At 61.6% G+C, this 21379-nt stretch carries 12 protein-coding genes; 7 read left to right on the top strand and 5 right to left on the bottom strand.

All coding sequences use genetic code 11. From position 1 onward, the window contains the following. Positions 1 to 185: 185 nt before the first annotated feature. Positions 186 to 2267, top strand: a complete 2082-nt coding sequence (locus tag AC19YY_RS12325; protein ID WP_500604255.1) for a putative bifunctional diguanylate cyclase/phosphodiesterase — start codon at positions 186 to 188, stop codon at positions 2265 to 2267. Between the two features lie 87 nt (positions 2268 to 2354). Further along, entirely contained in the window at positions 2355 to 3101 is a 747-nt protein-coding gene (locus tag AC19YY_RS12320) for an SDR family oxidoreductase (protein WP_170041369.1), read from the top strand. A gap of 41 nt (positions 3102 to 3142) precedes the next feature. On the opposite strand, the gene AC19YY_RS12315 is transcribed toward AC19YY_RS12320, so the two are convergent. The 5 genes from AC19YY_RS12315 to AC19YY_RS12295 form a co-directional block, all read right to left on the bottom strand. Next, complete coding sequence (locus AC19YY_RS12315; protein ID WP_492633281.1) at positions 3143 to 4288, bottom strand: GGDEF domain-containing protein; 1146 nt, start codon at positions 4286 to 4288, stop codon at positions 3143 to 3145. A 125-nt stretch (positions 4289 to 4413) separates the two neighbouring features. After that, the gene (locus AC19YY_RS12310; protein WP_262380990.1) at positions 4414 to 4875 is read right to left on the bottom strand and encodes a hypothetical protein; all 462 of its coding nucleotides are present in this window, start codon (positions 4873 to 4875) and stop codon (positions 4414 to 4416) included. 95 nt (positions 4876 to 4970) lie between these two features. Then, positions 4971 to 6380: a GntR family transcriptional regulator MpaR gene (mapR, locus tag AC19YY_RS12305; protein WP_169951788.1), complete on the bottom strand. Its 1410-nt coding sequence runs from the start codon at positions 6378 to 6380 to the stop codon at positions 4971 to 4973. Between the two features lie 133 nt (positions 6381 to 6513). Then, positions 6514 to 7929 carry a cytochrome c oxidase accessory protein CcoG gene (gene ccoG / locus AC19YY_RS12300; protein ID WP_432754157.1) on the bottom strand — a complete coding sequence of 472 codons (1416 nt, stop codon included), beginning with the start codon at positions 7927 to 7929 and terminating at the stop codon, positions 6514 to 6516. A gap of 195 nt (positions 7930 to 8124) precedes the next feature. After that, positions 8125 to 8364 carry a DUF3203 family protein gene (locus AC19YY_RS12295; RefSeq protein WP_169951784.1) on the bottom strand — a complete coding sequence of 80 codons (240 nt, stop codon included), beginning with the start codon at positions 8362 to 8364 and terminating at the stop codon, positions 8125 to 8127. A gap of 121 nt (positions 8365 to 8485) precedes the next feature. Between AC19YY_RS12295 and AC19YY_RS12290 the strand changes: the two genes are divergently transcribed. From AC19YY_RS12290 to AC19YY_RS12270, 5 genes are all read left to right on the top strand, one after another. Beyond that, on the top strand, positions 8486 to 8980 hold the full coding sequence (locus AC19YY_RS12290) for an MgtC/SapB family protein (RefSeq protein ID WP_432754156.1): 495 nt from the start codon (positions 8486 to 8488) through the stop codon (positions 8978 to 8980). Positions 8981 to 9349: 369 nt separating this feature from the next. Then, entirely contained in the window at positions 9350 to 11323 is a 1974-nt protein-coding gene (locus AC19YY_RS12285) for an alpha-1,4-glucan--maltose-1-phosphate maltosyltransferase (protein WP_432754155.1), read from the top strand. Between the two features lie 155 nt (positions 11324 to 11478). After that, the gene (treS, locus tag AC19YY_RS12280) at positions 11479 to 14793 is read left to right on the top strand and encodes a maltose alpha-D-glucosyltransferase (RefSeq protein WP_500604254.1); all 3315 of its coding nucleotides are present in this window, start codon (positions 11479 to 11481) and stop codon (positions 14791 to 14793) included. A gap of 43 nt (positions 14794 to 14836) precedes the next feature. Continuing rightward, positions 14837 to 17065, top strand: a complete 2229-nt coding sequence (gene glgB, locus AC19YY_RS12275; RefSeq protein ID WP_500604253.1) for a 1,4-alpha-glucan branching protein GlgB — start codon at positions 14837 to 14839, stop codon at positions 17063 to 17065. A 128-nt stretch (positions 17066 to 17193) separates the two neighbouring features. Then, positions 17194 to 21360: a hypothetical protein gene (locus AC19YY_RS12270; protein ID WP_500604252.1), complete on the top strand. Its 4167-nt coding sequence runs from the start codon at positions 17194 to 17196 to the stop codon at positions 21358 to 21360. Positions 21361 to 21379: the final 19 nt, after the last annotated feature.

The raw sequence follows: 21379 nt of genomic DNA, 5'->3' as shown, positions 1-21379 counted from the left end.
CTTCGCGGCGATACGGCGATCCGACAAGCCCGCTCCCACAGGGCGTAGTTTTGCCCCCCCCAGGCCATACATTTTCAGTAATGGCCTTGTGACAATATTCCACCTGTACAAGAATTATTCTCGCTACAATCTGCGACTTTTCCACGGCATGGACGCCGTTCGTATCGTCAGCCACGAGAAGTCCCATGCTTACCGGCAGTTATTCCCCCGCACTGGTCCTGATCTCCCTGTTAGTGGCGATCCTCGCTTCCTATACTGCCCTGGACCTGAGCGGCCGTATCGCCACGGCCAAAGGTCGGACCGTGTACCTGTGGATGACCGGCGGCGCCCTGGCCATGGGGATTGGCGTGTGGTCGATGCACTTTATCGGAATGCTGGCGTTTCGCCTGCCCATTACCCTGGGCTACGACATCGGCATAACGGCGCTGTCGCTGTTGATCGCCGTCCTGTCCAGTGGCTTCGCCCTGTGGCTGGTCAACCAACCGCGCCTGCCGGCCTGGCAACTGGGCTTTGGCGCCCTGATCATGGGCGCGGGTATCAGCACCATGCACTACACCGGCATGGCTGCCTTGCGCATGATGCCGGGGATCGACTACGACCCAACCCTGTTCGGCGCCTCGCTGCTGATCGCCGTCGGCGCTTCGGCAGCCGCCTTGTGGATTGCCTTCAACCTGCGGCGCAACACCCCCTATGTGCGCCTGGCACGGGGCGGGGCGGCGGTGGTGATGGGCGTGGCCATCGTCGGCATGCATTACACCGGCATGGCGGCGGCACGTTTTGCCGATGGCAGTTTCTGCGGGGCGGCGGTGGACGGCCTGAGCGGTAGCGGCCTGGATAATCTGGTGCTGGTGACCACCCTGGCAGTGCTGGCCATCGCCCTGTTGACCTCGTTGCTTGACGCCCGCCTGGAGGCGCGCACCGCGATATTGGCCGACTCCCTGACCCTGGCCAACCAGGAACTCACCCACCTGGCTCTGCACGACACACTCACCGGCCTGCCCAACCGCACGCTGCTGGCCGATCGCATTCAGCAGGCCACGCAACTGGTGGCGGAGCAGGGCGGCTGTTTTGCCCTGATGTTTATCGACCTGGACGGTTTCAAGCCAGTCAACGATGCCTTTGGCCACCATCTGGGCGACCAGTTGTTGCGCGAGGTGGGCCTGCGCCTGCGGGAAGACCTGCGCAGCCAGGACACCCTGGCGCGGATCGGCGGCGATGAGTTCGTGCTGCTGGTGCAATTGAGCCAACCCGACGATGCGCTGCGCCTGGCCGAGCGCCAGGTGGGGCTGATCAACCAATCGTTCCGGGTGGCCGAGCATGACTTGAACATCTCCGCCAGCGTCGGCATTGCCCTGTTTCCTGGAAACGGCGCAACCCCCCAGGAACTGTTGATGAATGCCGATGCGGCGATGTATCACGCCAAGAGCATGGGCAAGAACGGCTACAGCTTTTTCGATATGTCGATGAACACCAACGCACGCCGCCAACTGCAACTGTTGCAGGATCTGCGCAATGCGGTGGAAAAACAGCAACTGCGCCTGTTTTACCAACCCAAGTTCGACGCGCTCAGCGGCCGCGCCATCGGGGCCGAGGCCCTGTTGCGCTGGGAACACCCGCAACATGGGCTGTTGCTGCCGGACAAGTTCATCGAACTTGCGGAAAAGACCGGGGTGATCATCGCCATCGGCGACTGGGTGCTCAACGAAGCGTGCCGGCAAATGCAGGTGTGGTTTGCCCAGGGTTATCGTGACTGGCGCATCGCGGTCAACCTGTCCGCCCTGCAGTTCTGCCACGCGGGGCTGGTCGCCAGTGTGGCCAGCGCCCTGCAACGCCACCAGTTGCCGGCCAATAGCCTGACCCTGGAAATCACCGAAACCACGGCCATGAGCGATGCCGATGCCAGCATGACGGTGTTGCAGCAGCTCTCGGAGATGGGCGTGGACCTGTCCATCGACGACTTTGGTACCGGCTACTCGAGCCTGATGTACCTCAAGCGCCTGCCGGCCAACGAGCTGAAAATCGACCGCGGTTTTGTGCGGGACCTGGAGCATGACAGTGACGATGCCGCCATCGTCTCGGCCATTGTCGCCCTGGGCCAGGCCCTCGGCCTGCGCATCGTTGCCGAAGGGGTGGAGACCGATGTGCAGCAGACCTTCCTCACGCGCCTGGGCTGCGACTCGTTGCAAGGCTACCACCTGGGCCACCCGCTGCCGCCGGATACCTTCATGAGCGCTATCGAGGCCAAGGAACGGCTCACCCGACCCTGAGATCAATTGACCCCGGTCCATGCAAAACCTGGCAGGCACAGGTATTCTTGGATCCAACAGCTCACGTTGAATGGGGAGTCAGCACACATGGACAAAGTCGTCATCATTACCGGCGGCAGTCGTGGGATCGGGGCCGCCACGGCCTTGTTGGCGGCCCGGCAGGGCTATCGCATCTGCATCAACTTCCAATCCGATGAACAAGCCGCGCTGGGCGTGCTGGAGCAGGTGCGCGCCTTGGGCGCCCAGGCCATTGCGGTGCGCGCCGACGTGAGCATCGAAGACGAAGTGATCAGCCTGTTCAATCGCGTCGACGCCGAACTGGGTCGTGTTACCGCGCTGGTCAACAACGCCGGCACGGTGGGGCATAAGTCGCGGGTCGAGGAGATGTCCGAGTTCCGCATCCTGAAAACCCTCAGGACCAATGTGCTGGGGCCGATCCTGTGTGCCAAGCATGCGCTGCTGCGCATGTCGCCCAAGCATGGCGGGCAGGGCGGTAGCATCGTCAATGTCTCGTCGGTAGCCTCGCGCATTGGTGCCCCCGGCGAGTATGTCGACTACGCAGCGTCCAAGGGTGCGCTGGACAGCTTCACCATTGGCCTGTCCAAGGAAGTGGCGGGCGAGGGAATTCGGGTCAATGCGGTACGCCCTGGCTACATCTTCACCGACTTCCATGCCTTGAGCGGCGATCCGGATCGGGTCAGCAAGCTTGAATCGGGAATTCCCATGGCCCGTGGAGGGCGCCCGGATGAAGTGGCGGAAGCGATTGTCTGGCTGCTATCGGACAAGGCGTCCTATGCCACCGGGACCTTTGTTGACCTTGGCGGCGGCCGCTAACCGACGCCGTTGTTGGCAGGACGCCTCTGGCAAGCGGGGCGTCAATGCACCAGCCGCAACATATTGCGCCCCAGGCCCTTGGCCTCGTACAGCGCGGCATCGGCCCTGGCAAGCAGGCTGGCGGTGGTATCAGCGTGCTCTGGCACTACACAACAAACCCCGATACTGATGCGCAGTTCAATGCTTGCCCCCCCAAAATGCGCCGGCGCCTCGGCCAGGGAGGCGCGCAGTTGATCGAGGACACTTGTGGCTCCTTCGGGGCTGGTGCCTGGCAGCAATAGCAAAAACTCCTCGCCGCCATACCGACCAATACTGTCGGAATGCCGAAGGCGCTGGGTCAGATGGCAGACACAGTGGCGAATCATCTCATCACCGGCCAGATGCCCATATACATCGTTGATCTGTTTGAAGTGATCTATGTCGACCATCGCCACCGCCAGGTAGGCATTGCCCAGGCGTGCACGTTCCAGTTCGGTGGAAAACTGCTCAAGGATGGCGCGACGATTGAGAATACCTGTCAGCACATCGCGCTGGGCCAGATGCTGAAGCAGTGACTCGCTGCGTTCTTTGGCCAGTAGCACCAACCCCAGAGAAATCATCATTGCGGTGAACGTGCCGATGCTGACCGAGATGGTTTGCTTGAGGTTGCTGACGTCATAACGCATCTGGGCAGCACCTCCGCCGAGCACAGCCACCACGCGCATGCCCAAGCCAATCAGGCTGATGCTCGAACCAATGATCAGCAACATCCTTGCACGGCCATGGGCCGGGATGTAGCGGCGCGTCCAGTGGATGATCAACGCGCACTGCACCATCAAAACCAGCGTGGCAGCGAGCATGCGCGGTTCCAGGGTTTCGATCAGGCTTGCCATCAGCACCAGCATCAACCCAGCGGGGGCGAATACCCGCCACCAGGGCACTGGCAGCTCAACGATGCGAAATAAACTCGCCCCATAAAAAGCCAGCGCCACCGCCAACAATGTATTGGCGGCACCGTAGGTAAACCACAATGGGGCATGCCCGTAGGAGCTGTAGCCAATGTAGGCCAAGGCATGGGCCAACAAACCGACGCCAATGGTGAGCAAGCCATCACGCTGGTTGAACTGGCCGACCAGAATCAGACAAAACGCCATGATCGTCGCCACTAACGCGACACAGGCAAAAAGCGTGGGGGTATGAGCGACCATGGAATCTCACACAGCGTTTCTAGAAGTGACTCTGTGCGCAAGTCTAGCTGAGCTGGCCGGCTGCCACTATGCGTTTGTCTCTGAAGTGCGCAAGTCCCGGCCAGCGCTTCAATAGCGGGCCACCCTTAGAAGGAGTGCAACACCGGGTAGCCTTTGCGGGCAAACTGGTCCAGGCGGTCAGCCTCTGAGTTGGGCAGGATGACCACACCCAAGTCGGAAAAACCGTCGATCTTGCCGTTGCGCTCCTCGCTGCCTTTGAGCTTGCACTCGTCCAGGTTGTCGATAAAGCGCAGCACCTTGTCCAGATCATAGGCTGCATTGGCGCGCGCATCCGGGTCGGGATTGGCGTGCGTCCAGTCACCCACGTGCCGTTTGAGGTCAAGCTCCAGTTGCCAGCGGTCATTCCCCTCGAGGTAGCACCTGAGCACCGAACTCTGTTCAATAATCCTCTCTGCCGAGCGGTGATCCCCGGCAGGGCGTCCCATTGGCGCAGTCAATTGGCGAACTTCGCGCTGCTCTGCGACACGCATGTAATGGGGCGGGATGGGCAATGGAAAAGAAAAAAATGGCAGTAGGGTATTTTTCATGGCGCCTCTGTTCTTCAGGAAAAAGAGGCTGATCCTAAACTGCCGGAGGGTGCCTTCCTACGGCAGCGGCTCGCTGATCTATTTCAAGGTGTCTTTCAAAACGAACGGACAATCCGCCCTAGCGTCTCCATGGCCTTTTCCGCCGACTCGTCCCAAGGGCTGCCGTAATTCAGACGGATGCAGTTACGAAAACGCTGGGTCGGTGAAAAAATCGGCCCCGGCGCAATGCTGATGCCCTGGGCCAGGGCCATCTGGAACAGCTTCAACGAGTCGGTCTGCTCCGGCAATTCCAGCCACAGGAAGTAGCCGCCGGCGGGTTGGCTGACCCGGGTCTGCGCCGGGAAGTACCGGCCGATGGCGGCGAGCATCGCGCTTTGCTGCTCTTCCAGGGCATAGCGCAGTTTGCGCAGGTGCCGGTCGTAGCCGCCGTGTTGCAAGTAGTCGGCAATCGCCGCCTGGGCCGGCATCGAGGCACACAGCGAGGTCATCAATTTCAAGCGTTCGATCTTCTGCGCATAGCGGCCCGCGGCCACCCATCCGACGCGGTAGCCGGGGGCCAGGCTCTTGGCGAAGGAGCCGCAGTGCATCACCAGGCCTTCTGTGTCGAAGGCCTTGGCGGGTTTGGGCGCCTGTTGGCCGTAGTACAACTCGGCGTACACATCGTCTTCGATCAGCGGCACCTGATGCCCACGCAGTAACTCGACCAACTCCTGCTTCTTGGCCTCTGGCATGGTGGCGCCCATGGGGTTCTGGAAGCTGGTCATGCACCAGCAAGCCTTGATCGGGTAGCGTTCCAGGGTCTGGGCCAGCACCTTGAGGTCAATGCCATCGCGCGGATGCACGGGGATTTCCACCGCCTTGAGCTTCAGGCGTTCCAGCACTTGCAGGCAGGCATAAAACGCCGGGGCCTCGATGGCTACCAGGTCGCCCGGTTCGGTAACTGCTTGCAGGCACAGGTTCAGCGCTTCGAGGGCGCCGTTGGTGATCAGCAGTTCTTCCATGGGCAGCATCAGGCCACCGACCATGTAGCGCAGGGCGATTTGCCGGCGCAGTTGCGGGTTGCCCGGCGACATATCGGTGACCACCATGCGCGGGTCCATCTCGCGGCTGGCGCTGGCCAGGGAGCGGGCCAGGCGTTGCAGGGGGAACAGCGTCGGGCTGGGGAAGGCCGAGCCAAAGGGCACGGTTTGCGGATCCTTGATCGAATCGAGCACCGAAAACACCAGCTCACTGACGTCCACCTCGGTGGATTCATGGACATGGGCGCTGACCGCCGGCTCCGAGAACGGGCTGGGCGCATGGGTATTGACGAAATACCCTGAACGCGGCCGCGCCCGGATCAGGCCACGGCGCTCCAGCAGGTAATAGGCCTGGAACACCGTGGACGGGCTGACGCCGTAAGTCTGGCTGGCATAGCGCACCGACGGCACGCGCTGGCCCGGTCCGAGGACGCCGGAGCGGATCAGTTCAGCGATGTCGTCGGCAAATTTCTCGTAGCGTTTCATCGTGATCCTAGGTTCTACACAGGTCAAAACGTGGGAGCGGGCTTGCCCGCGATGGCGGTGTGTCGGTAGCCGATAGTTTGACTGACACAGCGTAATCGCGGGCAAGCCCGCTCCCACAGGGGGGCTTGCGGGCTCAGCGGTTCAGCGGCGCCACAAAACGGCTGTCGGCGACACTATAAACACTTGGTTCATCCCTATCCGTCACCTTGAAGCGGATGGTTTGCGAGCTGCTGGTCGGTTTGTCACTGGTCAGTGCCACCGACACCGGCACATCGGTGATTTCCCCGGGCGCCAGGCTGACTTCGGTCTTGCCTTGCAGCTCAAAGCCCTCGCCATCCACCAGTTCCAGGCGGTAGTCCTGGCGCTGTTGGGTCTTGTTGATGATCTTCAGGCTGTAGATGTTCTCGATCAGCCCCTGGCTGTTCTCGCGGAACATCCCGCGGTCCTTGGTCACGTCCAGCGACACCATCGGCCGCTGCACCAATGCCATCACCAGGGCCGCAATCATCACCAGCAGCACCGCACTGTAGCCGATCAAGCGTGGCCGCAGCAGGTGGGTCTTGCCGCCTTGCAACTGATGCTCGGAGGTATAGCCCACCAAGCCTCGCGCATAGCCCATCTTGTCCATGATCGAATCACAGGCATCGATACACGCCGCGCAGCCGATGCATTCCATTTGCAGGCCGTCGCGGATATCGATGCCGGTAGGGCAGACCTGCACGCACAACTGGCAGTCGATGCAGTCGCCCAGGCCAACGTCCGCCGGGTTCACCTCGCGCTTGCGCGGGCCACGGCTTTCGCCACGGGCAGCGTCGTAGGAAATGGTCAGGGTGTCCTTGTCGAACATCACGCTCTGAAACCGCGCATAGGGGCACATGTGCATGCACACCGCCTCGCGCAGCCAGCCGGCATTGATGTAAGTGGCGCCGGTAAAAAACAGCACCCAGAACAGGCTGACACCGCCCATCTGCCAGGTCAGCAGCTCTTGGGCCAAGGGCCTGATCGGCGTGAAGTAGCCGACAAAGGTCAGGCCGGTCAGCACACTGATCGCCAGCCACAGCGTGTGCTTGGCGGCCCGGCGCGCCAGTTTGTTCACGCCCCAGGGCGCGGCCTGCAGCTTGATCCTTTGGTTTCGCTCGCCTTCGGTGACCTTCTCGCACCACATGAACAGCCAGGTAAACGAACTTTGCGGGCAGGTGTAGCCACACCAGACGCGGCCGGCAAACACGGTGATCGCAAACAGGCCAAAGGCACAGATGATCAACAGCGCCGACAACAGGATGAAGTCCTGGGGCCAGAAGGTCGCGCCAAAAATATGGAACTTGCTTTCAGCCAAGTCCCACAGCACGGCCTGGCGTGAGTCCCAGTTCAGCCATACAGTGCCAAAAAACGCGAGGAACAGAAAGCCTGCACCGCTTATGCGCAAGGTGCGGAACAGGCCGGTGAAACTGCGGGTATGGATCTGGTTGTCGCTGGATTTGGCCTTCATCTTCTTTGGATGTGCAGGCTCGAAATGTTCTACTAATCGGACGGGGATTCTATCGCTCATGGTCTTTCGCTCATCAGCCTCCATCAGGCAGATGAACTATGCGACGCGATCTGTTTGCATAACAGACTCAGGTAAATCGATAAAAAGCGGATCAGATGGGTTTTTGCGCCGGCGCTGCGACAATGTGCAGCACCCCGCAAGCCGTGGGGCCGGTGCCTGGATCAACAGTGCACGCGGCATGCTGATCCAGATCAATCAAATCACCGAATCACCCGCGCTGGCCTTGAGGTGCTTGCGCCCGTCAATGGCGCCGGCGACTGTCAGGGCGTCGGCTTGTGCCTCGGTGATGTAGATGCGCTGGCCGTCGATTTCGACTGCCGACATCGATTTTTCGCTGTCGGTAATCACCGTCACCTCCAGCACGCTTAGGCGTTGCTCTTCACCGCTGTCGTCGATCTTGAAGTAGCAGGTCTGGTTTTCGATACGTACGGGCATGGTCTTCTCCTGGTTGATCGGTGCTGTTCGTTAGGTGACGCACACGGGCCAATGGTTCGGCGCAACTGACTGGCGGTCGTTGCTGTCCATCCTTTATCCCCCCTACGAAAAGGACAGGACCATGGACGCCTGGTGGCAAGAAGTCTGGCAAACCCTGCAAAGCGAATTCGCCGATATCGGCGATGCGCGGCAACTCACGCAAATCACCGTGCGCCTGCTGATTGCCGCGATTCTGGGGGGCATCCTGGGGTTTGAGCGCGAACAAAAAGGCAAGGCCGCCGGCGTGCGCACCCATATGTTGGTGGCGATGGGTGCGGCCTTGTTTGTGCTGGTGCCGCAGATGGGCGGTTCCCAGGCCGACGCCATGAGCCGGGTGGTACAGGGGGTGATCGCCGGCATCGGCTTCCTGGGCGCAGGGACGATCCTCAAGGGCAAGGAGGAAGAGGCCGGCCAGCACGTCAAGGGCCTGACCACCGCAGCCGGCTTGTGGATGACCGCCGCCATCGGGGTGGCGGCGGGGCTGGGCAAGGAGTCCACCGCGGTACTGAGCACCGTGCTGACGCTAGCGGTGTTCAGCGTGATGCCAAGGATTGTGAAGCTGCTGGACAAGCCCTAGTTGCGGGCGCCTACACGATAACCGGCGGTATCGTTGTCGGCGGTTCTTCCTTTGCCGGAGGCACGCTTGGCGGCGGCTCTTGTTGAGGAATCGGCTCTGGCTCGGTCGGCGGCAAGGTAGGCTTATCAATGTTCGGGTCAGGGGTTTGGGCAGGAATCGGGATATTCATCGCGGTGGCCTCGTTTGTGCTTTGCTCAATCGGTGGACAACCGCCATGGCCGATTGATTCCCGCCCGGTGGCGGCACATCCATCTGAACTTTCCGTCGGCCACCGGGCTCGGACCTTATACGGCCCGCCCGGGAAGAGCCCGCCTGCTGCACAGACAATCAAGCACAAGAGCGTCCATGGGGCGTAAGGGGAGATGCTCGATGACGGCTGAAATACCCGTATTACCGCTGTCCCAGGCACTGTTGCTGCCCAGGATCGCCATTGAAGACACCATGCCGGTGATTGATGCCGGTGCATTCGCGGTCAAGGCCGTGCAAGGGCAAGCCATCCACGTTACCAGCAAGGTATTCGCTGACGGGCATGACCAGTTGGCCGTGTTGATTCGCTGGCGGTCGTTGAGTGAAGACAACTGGCACAGCGCGGTCATGGCAGACAAGGGCAACAACACCTGGGAAGGCACCTTTGGTGTAAGCCAGCAGGGCCCGCACCACTATTGCATCGAGGCCTGGATCGATCATTTCGCCAGTTTCTGCTACGAACTGGGTAAAAAACACACCGCCGGGGTTCCCGTCAGCCTGGAGCTGCAGGAAGGCCGCCAGCAGGTCTTGAAAGCCGCTGAACGCAGTGAAGGTGAGCTGCAGGAGCACTTGCAGCAACTGCATCACCAACTGTCCGGGCTGTTGGAAACCGAGCAGGTCGCGCTGTTTTTGCACGAACACAGTGCACAGCTGATGGCCCAGGCCGATTTGCGCCCCTACTTGAGTATCAGCCCGGTGTATCCACTGGATGTGGAGCGCCCCCAGGCGCTGTTTGCCAGTTGGTACGAGCTGTTCCCGCGCTCGATCACCGATGACCCGACGCGCCACGGCACGTTCAATGACGTGCATTCGCGCCTGGCGATGATCCACGACATGGGCTTTGACGTGCTGTACTTCCCGCCGATCCACCCCATCGGCCGCAGCCACCGCAAGGGCAAGAACAACTCCCTGAGCGCCGGCCCCGAGGATCCCGGCAGTCCCTATGCGATTGGCAGCGAGGAGGGCGGCCACGACGCGATCCATTCGCAACTGGGCACCCGCGAAGATTTCCGCCGCCTGGTAGCCGCCGCCGCCGAGCATGGCCTGGAGATCGCCCTGGACTTTGCCATCCAGTGCTCCCAGGACCACCCGTGGCTCAAGCAACACCCAGGTTGGTTCAACTGGCGCCCGGACGGCACGATCAAATACGCGGAAAACCCGCCGAAAAAATACCAGGACATCGTCAACGTTGACTTCTATGCCGCCGATGCGATCCCCAGCCTGTGGTTGGAGTTGCGCGATATCGTGCTGGGCTGGGTCGAGGAGGGGGTCAAGACCTTCCGCGTCGACAACCCCCACACCAAGCCGCTGCCGTTTTGGCAATGGCTGATCAGCGACGTACGGGCCCAGCACCCCGAGGTGATCTTCCTTGCCGAGGCCTTTACCACCCCGGCGATGATGGCGCGCTTGGGCAAGGTCGGTTACTCCCAGAGCTACACCTACTTCACCTGGCGCAACACCAAGGCCGAACTCAGCGAGTACTTCACCCAACTCAACCAGTCGCCCTGGCGTGAGTGCTACCGGCCGAACTTTTTCGTCAATACACCGGACATCAACCCAGGCTTTCTGCATGAATCCGGGCGCCCGGGCTTTTTGATCCGCGCTGCACTGGCCACCATGGGCTCGGGCCTGTGGGGGATGTACTCGGGCTTTGAACTGTGTGAAAGCGCGCCAGTGCCGGGCAAGGAAGAATACCTGGACTCGGAAAAGTACGAGATCCGCCCCCGGGACTTCAGCGCCCCCGGCAACATCATCGCCGAGATCGCCCAGCTCAACCGCATCCGCCGGCAAAACCCGGCGCTGCAGACACACCTGGGCCTGACGCTCTACAACGCCTTCAACGACAACATCCTGTACTTCGGCAAGCGCAGCGAGGATGGCAGCAACTTCATCCTGATCGCCGTCAGCCTCGACCCCTTCAACCCCCAGGAGGCGCATTTTGAGTTGCCGCTGTGGGAGATGGGCCTGCCGGACGACGCCCAGGTGCAGGGCGAAGACCTGATGAACGGCCATCGCTGGACCTGGTACGGCAAGACCCAATGGATGCGCATCGAGCCCCATATGCCGTTTGGCATCTGGCGCGTCACCCAGTCTTGATGCTGGCGGCGATCGAGTGTGGGAGCGGGCTTGCCCGCGATAGCAGTGTGTCAGTCACGTATCCATCAACTGATCCAGCGCTATCGCGGGCAAGCCCGCTCCCACATTGACCACGTCCTGTCTGTCAATTTTTTTGAATTTTCCAGGAGTTTCCAATGGCGAAGAAACCCAAGGCTGCCACCTTTATCAAAGACCCGCTCTGGTACAAGGACGCGGTGATTTACCAGGTTCACGTCAAATCCTATTTCGACTCCAACAACGACGGCATCGGTGACTTCCCCGGGCTGATCGCCAAACTCGACTACATCGCCGACCTGGGCGTGAACACCATCTGGCTGCTGCCGTTCTATCCCTCGCCACGCCGTGACGATGGCTATGACATCGCCGAATACCGTGGCGTGCACAGCGACTACGGGACCATGGCCGACGCCAAGCGCTTTATCGCCGAGGCGCACAAGCGCGGCCTGCGGGTGATCACGGAACTGGTGATCAACCACACCTCCGACCAGCACCCGTGGTTCCAGCGCGCGCGCAAGGCCAAGCCTGGCTCCAGCGCGCGGGATTTCTACGTGTGGTCTGACGACGAGCAGAAATACGACGGCACCCGCATCATTTTCCTCGACACCGAAAAGTCCAACTGGACCTGGGACCCGGTCGCCGGCCAGTACTTCTGGCACCGCTTCTATTCCCACCAGCCGGACCTCAACTTCGACAACCCGCAAGTCATGAAGGCCGTGCTGTCGGTGATGCGCTACTGGCTGGACATGGGCATCGACGGCCTGCGCCTGGACGCGATTCCTTACCTGATCGAGCGCGACGGCACCAACAACGAAAACCTCCCTGAAACCCACGATGTGCTCAAGCAGATCCGTGCCGAGATCGACGCCAACTACCCCGACCGCATGCTGCTGGCCGAAGCCAACCAATGGCCGGAAGATACCCAGCTGTACTTTGGCGACCAGAAGGGCGACGACGGCGATGAATGCCACATGGCCTTCCACTTCCCGCTGATGCCGCGCATGTACATGGCGCTGGCCCAGGAAGATCGCTTCCCGATCACCGATATCCTGCGCCAGACCCCGGAAATCCCTGCCAACTGCCAATGGGCGATTTTCCTGCGCAACCATGATGAGCTGACCCTGGAAATGGTCACCGACAAGGAGCGCGACTACCTGTGGAACTACTACGCCGCCGACCGCCGCGCGCGCATCAACCTGGGGATTCGCCGGCGCCTGGCGCCACTGATGGAACGCGACCGGCGCCGCATCGAGCTGCTCAACAGCCTGCTGCTGTCGATGCCCGGCACACCGACCCTGTATTACGGTGATGAAATCGGCATGGGCGACAACATCTACCTCGGCGACCGCGACGGCGTGCGTACGCCGATGCAATGGTCCATCGACCGCAACGGCGGGTTTTCCCGTGCCGACCCGGCCAGCCTGGTGCTGCCACCGATCATGGACCCGCTCTACGGCTACCAGTCGGTCAACGTCGAAACCCAGGCCCAGGACCCCCATTCGCTGCTGAACTGGACCCGGCGCATGCTGGCGATCCGCAAGCAGTCCAAGGCCTTCGGGCGCGGCAGCCTGAAAATGCTCTCGCCGAGCAACCGCCGGATCCTGGCCTACACCCGCGAATACACCGGCGTCGATGGCAAGCACGAAATCATCCTGTGCGTGGCCAACGTGTCGCGCACGGCCCAGGCGGCGGAGCTGGACCTGTCAGCCTTTGCCGGCATGGTTCCGGTGGAAATGCTCGGGGGCAACGCCTTCCCGCCCATTGGCCAGCTGAATTTTCTCCTGACCCTGCCTCCTTATGGCTTCTACTGGTTCGTGCTGGCTACCGAAAACCAGATGCCCAGCTGGCATGTGGAACCGGCCCAGAGCCTGCCGGACTTCACAACCCTGGTCCTGAAAAAACGCCTCGAAGAGTTGCTCGAAACGCCGTGCCGCACCACCCTGGAGCAGACCTCGTTGCCCAGCTGGCTGCCCAACCGGCGCTGGTTTGCCAATAAAGACTCGGCCATCGACCGTGTGCATATCGCCTATGGCGTGCGCTTTGGCGATGCCCAGCATCCGGTATTGCTCAGCGAGATTGAAGTGACCAGCGGCGGGCAGACCAGCCGTTACCAACTGCCATTCGGCTTGCTCGGCGAAGACCAGTTCACCAGTGCCTTGCCGCAACAACTGGCCCTGGCCCGGGTGCGCCGGGTGCGCCAGGTGGGCCTGATCACCGATGCCTTCAGCCTCGACAGCTATATCCGTGCCGTCATCGACGGCCTGCGCGCCCAAACGGTGCTCAGCAGTAGCGACGGCGAGATTCGTTTCGAACCCACCCCGCACTTGGCCGACTTGCCGGTAGGCGATGAGTTGCAAGTGCGTTACCTGGCGGCCGAGCAGTCCAACAGTTCGGTGGTGGTCGGCGAAAGCCTGGTGCTCAAGTTGATCCGCAAAGTCAGCGCCGGGGTTCACCCGGAACTGGAAATGGGCGCCTACCTGACCGCCGCCGGCTACAGGCATATCTCGCCATTGCTGGGCTCGGTGATCCGGCGCGATGCCGCGGGTGAGGACAATCTGTTGATGATTGCCCAGGGCTATCTCAGTAACCAGGGCGACGCCTGGGCCTGGACCCAGAACAACCTCGAGCGGGCGATCCGCGACGAGCTGGCCGAAGCGATCTCCGAGCAGGAGCAGCACTACAACGCCCTGGGTGAACTGGCAGATTTCGCCGGGTTGCTCGGCCAGCGGCTTGGGGAAATGCACCAGGTGCTGGCCGCGCCAACGGCCAACCCGGACTTCAAGCCTGAAGTCACCTCGGTCAAGGACAGCCAGGGCTGGGCCAAACAAGTGGGGGCGCAGATTGAACGCGCCTTGCAGTTGCTCAAACAGCATCAAACCCAATTGAACCCCGCCGACCAGGCGTTGGTCACTCAACTGCTGGGGCAAAAAAAGGCGATTGCCAACCATGTGCAGGACCTGGCGAAAGCCACGGTGGGTGGCTTACGCATCCGGGTCCATGGTGATTTGCATCTGGGCCAGGTGCTGGTAGTCAAGGACGATGCCTACCTGATCGACTTCGAAGGCGAACCTGCACGGCCGCTACACGAGCGCCGGGGCAAGCACAGCCCGTACAAGGACGTCAGCGGCGTACTGCGCTCGTTCGACTATGCCGGCGCCATGGCCCTGAATGTGCAAGGGCAGGGGCTGGATCACTCGGCCGACGCCGATGCGGCACGCCAGCGTGTCGCCGATCGTTACCTGAGTGAAGCGCGCCAGGCATTTACCCAGGCGTATCAACAGGCTACGTCTACACTGGCGCATGGCTGGCAGGATGCCAAAGGGGCGGATGCGGCACTGGCACTGTTCAGCCTGGAGAAGGCTGCGTATGAAGTGGCCTACGAGGCAGAGAACCGCCCGACCTGGTTGGCGGTGCCCTTACGCGGATTGCACGGGTTATTGCAAGGTTATTAATGACGTTCAGTCCAAGCGCGCGAACGTCAAGGTGGGAGAAACCATGAGCTTTACACATAAAGAACCGCTGCAATCGAAGTTCGCTGTCATGCCTGCGCCCAAGGATATCGAAGCCCTGGTGCGTGCCGAACATCCGGATCCTTTTGCGATCCTCGGCCCCCATGACGATGAGCAGGGCGGCCAGGTTATCCGTGCATTCCTGCCGGAAGCCTTGAGCGTCCTGGTGCTGGCCCGCGACAGCGGCGATGTGCTCGGCAGCCTCGACGCGACCCCAGTCCCTGGCTTGTTTATCGGGCATTTCTCCACGCGCCAGGGCTACCTGCTGAAGATCCAATGGGCCGGCGGCGAGCAGATCACCGAAGACCCCTACAGCTTCGGCCAGTTGCTTGGCGAGATGGACCTGTACCTGTTTGCCGAGGGCAATCACCGCGACCTGAGCAGTTGCCTGGGCGCCCAGGTGATGAGTGTCGAGGGTATCCAGGGCGTGCGTTTTGCCGTGTGGGCACCCAATGCCCGCAGGGTTTCGGTGGTCGGAGACTTCAATATCTGGGACGGGCGCCGCCACCCGATGCGCCTGCGGCATCCCGCCGGGGTCTGGGAGATCTTTATCCCGCGCCTGCATCCGGGCGCCGCCTACAAATACGAAATCCTCGGCGCCAGCGGCATCCTGCCGCTCAAGGCCGACCCCATGGCCCTGGCCACGCAGTTGCCGCCCGACACGGCGTCGAAAGTCGCCGCACCGTTGCAAGTGGACTGGGCAGATGAAGCCTGGATGCAAGCCCGTGGCGAACTCCAGGCGCCCAGTGCGCCGTTGTCGATCTATGAACTGCACGTGGGTTCCTGGCAGTGCGAGCTCGACGAGTTGGGCGAAGTGTCACGCCAATACGGCTGGCGCGAGCTGGGCGAGCGGCTGATCCCCTATGTGCAGCAACTGGGGTTTACCCATATCGAACTGATGCCGATCATGGAGCATCCCTTCGGTGGTTCGTGGGGCTACCAGCCGCTGTCGCAATTTGCGCCCAGCGCGCGCTTCGGCTCACCGGATGAGTTTGGCGCCTTCGTCAACGCCTGCCACCAGGCAGGCATCGGCATCATTCTCGACTGGGTGCCGGCGCATTTTCCCACCGATACCCACGGCCTGGCCCAGTTCGACGGCACTGCGCTGTACGAGTACGGCAACCCGCTGGAAGGTTTCCACCAGGATTGGGACACGCTGATCTACAACCTGGGGCGCACCGAAGTCCACGGTTTTATGCTGGCCTCGGCGCTGCACTGGCTCAAGTATTTCCATATCGATGGGCTGCGGGTGGATGCGGTGGCGTCGATGCTGTATCGCGACTATTCACGCAAGGCCGGCGAGTGGGTGCCCAACCGCCACGGTGGGCGCGAGAACCTCGAAGCCATCGACTTCCTGCGGCATTTGAATGACGTGGTGGCCCTGGAAGCCCCCGGCGCCCTGGTGATCGCCGAGGAGTCCACGGCCTGGCCGGGCGTCAGCCAGCCGACCCAGCAGGGCGGCCTGGGCTTCAACTACAAATGGAATATGGGCTGGATGCACGACTCGCTGCATTACATCCAGCAAGACCCGGTGTACCGCGCCCATCACCACAATGAGCTGAGTTTCGGCCTGGTGTACGCCTGGTCCGAACGTTTTGTGCTGCCCATTTCCCACGATGAAGTGGTGCACGGCAAACACTCGTTGATCGACAAGATGCCCGGCGACCGCTGGCAGAAATTCGCCAACCTGCGGGCCTACCTGAGCTTCATGTGGATGCACCCCGGCAAAAAGCTATTGTTCATGGGCTGTGAATTCGGCCAGTGGCGCGAGTGGAACCACGACCAGCAACTGGACTGGTACCTGCTGCAATACCCGGAGCACCGCGGCGTGCAAAAACTGGTGGGCGATCTCAACCGCCTGTACCGCGAAGAGCCGGCGCTGCACGAGCAGGACGCCGCGCCCCAGGGCTTCCAGTGGCTGATTGGCGACGACGCGATCAACAGCGTCTATGCCTGGCTGCGCTGGAGCAAGGACGGCAAGGCGGTGCTGGTGGTGGCCAACTTCACCCCGGTGCCCCGCGAGGCGTACACGGTGGGCGTGCCCTTTGCCGGCACTTGGAAAGAGCTGATCAACAGTGATGCCGACACCTATTCCGGCTCCAACTACGGCAATGGCGGTGAAGTCTTTACCCAGGACGAGCCGCGCCATGGGCAGCCGGTGTCACTGGCGTTGAATCTACCGCCACTGGGGGTGCTGATCCTGGGCCAGGAATGAAACCCCAGGGGCCGGCCAGCCGGCTCCTTGGGATGATCTGACGAACGTTGTTACCAATCCTCTGGAGCATCTTCTTACAGGCGCTCCACACAAGGGTGTCTGTGTATCCTTGCCAGAGGCGAAAGGCCATGACGTCTGTCCACCTGAATGCCCCACCTCCCGCTGTCGCTCTTTCTCACGTGCAGCCGGCCAACGCCCAGGCCAGTTCCGGCCTGGCGCTAGTGCAGCCGACCACGCAAGCAGCCGATTCTTACCAGGCGCAACTGCGCGGAAAACTGGCGGATCTGGACGAAATATCTCGGGTGCTACACCAACTCAAAACATCGGACGGCCCCGGCGGCGATCTGAATAAAAGCCTGTTCCTCAACAAAGATTCACCGTTGATCCCGCCCAACGGCTCCACCCAGCCAGGCACCAATCGGCTGGACAACATGCTCAGGTTCTATGGGGTTGTGCCGGCCGATCCGAGGACGCCTGCGCAAGTGCAGGCGGCGCTTGATGCCACGCAAGATGCCCGCAGCGAAATGGCCCTGGGCCTGGATGATGGGGCCACTGATGTGGACGGTTTACTGCAACCGAGCACTGAGCCCACTATCGCGGCATGGGTCGCCGAGCAGGAGGCCACGACTAAAAAGCCCCTGCTCAGTCTGTTGACCGAGGGCCTCTCGCCACAGGCCCTGGCCAAAGCCCAGGGCACGCCGGCCGCCGTGCTCGAGCTAATACTCAAATCCCCCCAGGCCAAGGCGCTGCTTGAACAGTTGTTGAGGCACCTGGGCGGTGCGCCGTTTCCCCTCGATGGGGTGATTGCTCCCCAGGTAAAGGTCAAGTTGCTGGTGAAGGCCCTGACCTTGAGCCTGGACCCATTGCACGGGCGCAAACCTGGGCATATTGCCGGTTTTGATCTGGCGTCACGTGACCTGGCGAACCAAAGCTATCCGGCGATCAAGACGCAATTTCGCCAGCACCTGGTCGACTCCAGGCAGTTGTCCGCCGACCAGGCGCATCTGGCGGCCTACGTTCTGCGCGCCCGGTTCCCGGCCGATTTTTCCGTACGTGATGTGCCCGCCGACCTTGCGTATCAGGGATCGGCAGTGTGGGTGAATTTCCAGCACGGCGTCAGTTTGGCGGAGGCGATCCGGCCCGGTTCGTCGCGCAGCATGGGCTTCCAGGAGCTGGTTGACCTGCCCGGCAAGTTCAGCGAACAAGCCACCACCGACGCCCAGTGGGCGCTTATCACATCGACCCGTATCCCGGCGACCCTGGATTGGGCGGTGGTGCAGGGGGTAATCGCGCACAAAGACAACTATTTGCAGGAGGACATCAACAAGGCGGTCACGGCGTTTGATGCCCATCTTGATCGGGTGGTCGCGGCAACCCAGCAAATGGCAGCCGATGTGCCGATGCGCAAGGATTATTTCGAGCGCATGGAGAAGGGCACCTCGCGTACCGAACTGCTGAGCATGATCAGCCCGATTTTTGCCCTGTACCGGCACATGAGCGGTGAGAAAATCACCCCCTCGGACATCCGCTATCAATACCCTGTGTATGACGAAGATCAGTTCCAGGGCAAGTTTGACCAATACCTGGCCGACACCAAGGTTGCCTATTCACAACTTATCCGCAGCCAACTGACCCAGTTGCCCATAAAGGATCGCACAGCGCTTGAGCAGGGTGACGTCACCGTGTTTGCCCTGCGCACAAAGCCCGGCCCCGGCCATGAGACGGATGAAGAGAAACGGGCCGCCGTGACACGCCCGGCGTTTATTCTCAAGGCCGTGCATGACGGCCAGACAAACTACTACGAAATCAATCCGCTCAAGGGCATCGCCCGGCGCCGCGACGACTTGCAGCCGATCCTGGAGGCCTACAATCCTGCGGACAAAAGCTATGGCAAGGACTTCATCTCTGTTGAGCACGCCGCAGACGGCGTGCCTAGCGAAGAGTTGGTGGTGCGCAATACCCGCCCCGACAGCCGGGCCGAGTTCAAGAAGCAGTGGGCCGCCTACACGGCAGGCAAGGGGCCTAGACCCAAGAGTTTTTCGATCGTGGTGCCGCAACAGCTTGCGCACTTCGCCGCGACGGGAAACCCATCCAAAAGTTTGGTGCCGCGCACCTTTGACTCCGAGCGTTCGGTCGCCATTGCCAAGGCCATTACCACGGATCTGTTTTATGTCGATGAGGACACGCTCAAGCAATGGGCCGCGTCGGACCCCGCCCGGGAAAGCGCAGCGCATAAAAACGATGAAGCATTCTGGGAGCGGGTCAAAGGCGTCGGCCAAATGGTTATTCCGTTCTGGAGTGGTATTGAGAACCTGGTCAACGGCAACACCAAGCAGGGCATCATGGAGCTGGTGGTCGATGGGCTACTGACCTTCGCCAGCCCGGCGGGCAAGCTGGCAGCAGGCTCGGTGCGCCTGCTGTCCCAGGCCGGCAAGATCGGCGTGCGCGCACTGCTGCCAAAATTTGCGCCACTGGTGAAGAAGTTCGCGGTTTCCGTGGCGCGCAATCTCAACCCCCTGGACCCGGTGATGCCCGCGCTGAATAGCGTCGGGAACCGTCTGATGAAGCACGGGAGCCTCCAACTCAAGGAGGTCCAGGCCGGCATTGCGAAATTCAGACAATCTGCCGCCCTTGAACTGCCTGGCAGAGGCCGTTACGACATCACCCAGCAAATCCCCCTGACCGCCAGGCCCCTGGCGCCAGGCCAGACTGTACGGGTGGCCGAAGGCATCACCAGTGACCAGGCCCGCGTCCTGCATCGGCGCACGCACAGCGATGTGGTGGTCGGTGATGACGTCTATCGCTATCGCCCGAAAAACCCCGAGAGCCTGATCAAACTGGGCGGACCCAGCGATACCGAGCCATTTGAAGGCTTTGTGTTGACCTGTGGTGTCGGGGGCCGGCGTTTCAAGCGCGATCTGGGTGACCTGTGCTACACCAAGCAAATCGAACCTGGCGGCACTCCGATATTTCAGGACGCCCAGGCCCTGGAGCATCGCCGCCTGATTCCTGGCGCGGGCCCGGTGAAAGGGCCACGCACGGTGATTCACGAACACCGTCGCTACCGCGTCAACGAAGCAGGCAACCAGGAACTGCTGCCGATGGCCAGCACCCAGCCTGTCACCTACAAAAACCGTACCTCTGGCACCGTGGTCAATGAGCCGGACTTTGGTTACGACGACTTCGGCGTGCCCCGGGCGCTCAATCAGGAAACGCTGGTGATCAAAATGGATGCCATCAGCGATTTGAGCAACGATCAGCGCGTCGTCAGAGGGCTCAAGATCGACCATGCTGGCCAGCAATACGTGATGGTCGAGGGCGATACCGGGGTGTATTTCTTCGCGCCGCTGGACGGCACCGGCAAGCTGGACTTTCATCGCCTGACCCGCAGTGGCCCACTGGACCTGGAGTTCATCCGCCGGTACGACCACTACAAGGATGTCTACAGCTTTGTGGCGCAGGGACTGCCGGATAACCCGCTAGTGGTACTGCCCAGCCTTGAGACCCTGATCAAGAAAATTGTCGCGGATGAGCCCATGTCGCCTGCGGAAATCGACCACTTGGTCAAGGTCCTGCGCGCACTTCCCCCCGAAAAGCAGCGTGAAGTCTTGATGGGGGTGTATGCCGCCGGAAGCAACCCTGGACATGTGGTAGTTGCGGCAAAACCGGTGCGGCTCTCGCCGATCAACAAACCGGCGGACTTCGCCCTGTTGCCGACCGAACAGCAGAACCATTTATATGCACAGGGCGGCAGCAAAGCGGTTGAAGAGCAGTTCCAGGCCACGGGCATAAGGTCGGCCAATCAACAGGTTCCCGGCCTTCCCGCAGAGGTCGTTCGCAGCCAGACAGCCACGGAGATGGTGGGCTGGCTCTACACCCGCACTGGGGCGCCCAACTATTCGCAAATGGTCCTCAAGACCGGTGCCGGCAATTGCGACCAGATGGCCAAGGTGGCGGTGGATACGATCAACGCCAGTGGCGGCAATGCGCGGATCGCCCAGGTCAAGGGGCATACATTCGCCGTGGTCGGCGGGCCGCCCGGCCAGCCGCGCAGCAAAGGCTTCACGGGGCCGGAATGGGACGAGGCATGGGTGGTCGACCCGTGGGCCGGCATCTCCTGCAAGGCCGCGGACTATCCGGCCCAATTCAAGGCGCGGATGCAGGAGTGGAGCCAGTCGGGCCGGCGCATCCTGATCAGCGACGGGGGCACGCCGCCGCGCTCGGTGTGGAGCGACCCCATGGAGCCACGCTGGATCCGCGCCACCGTCGATGGCGAGGCGCAGGTGTTTCAATAGGACTGCGTAACGCCGTGTG

The sequence above is a fragment of the Pseudomonas sp. MF09156 genome, assembly GCF_059862305.1.
Note: the sequence above shows the minus strand (reverse complement) of the source record. Positions and strands in the feature narration are given on the sequence as shown.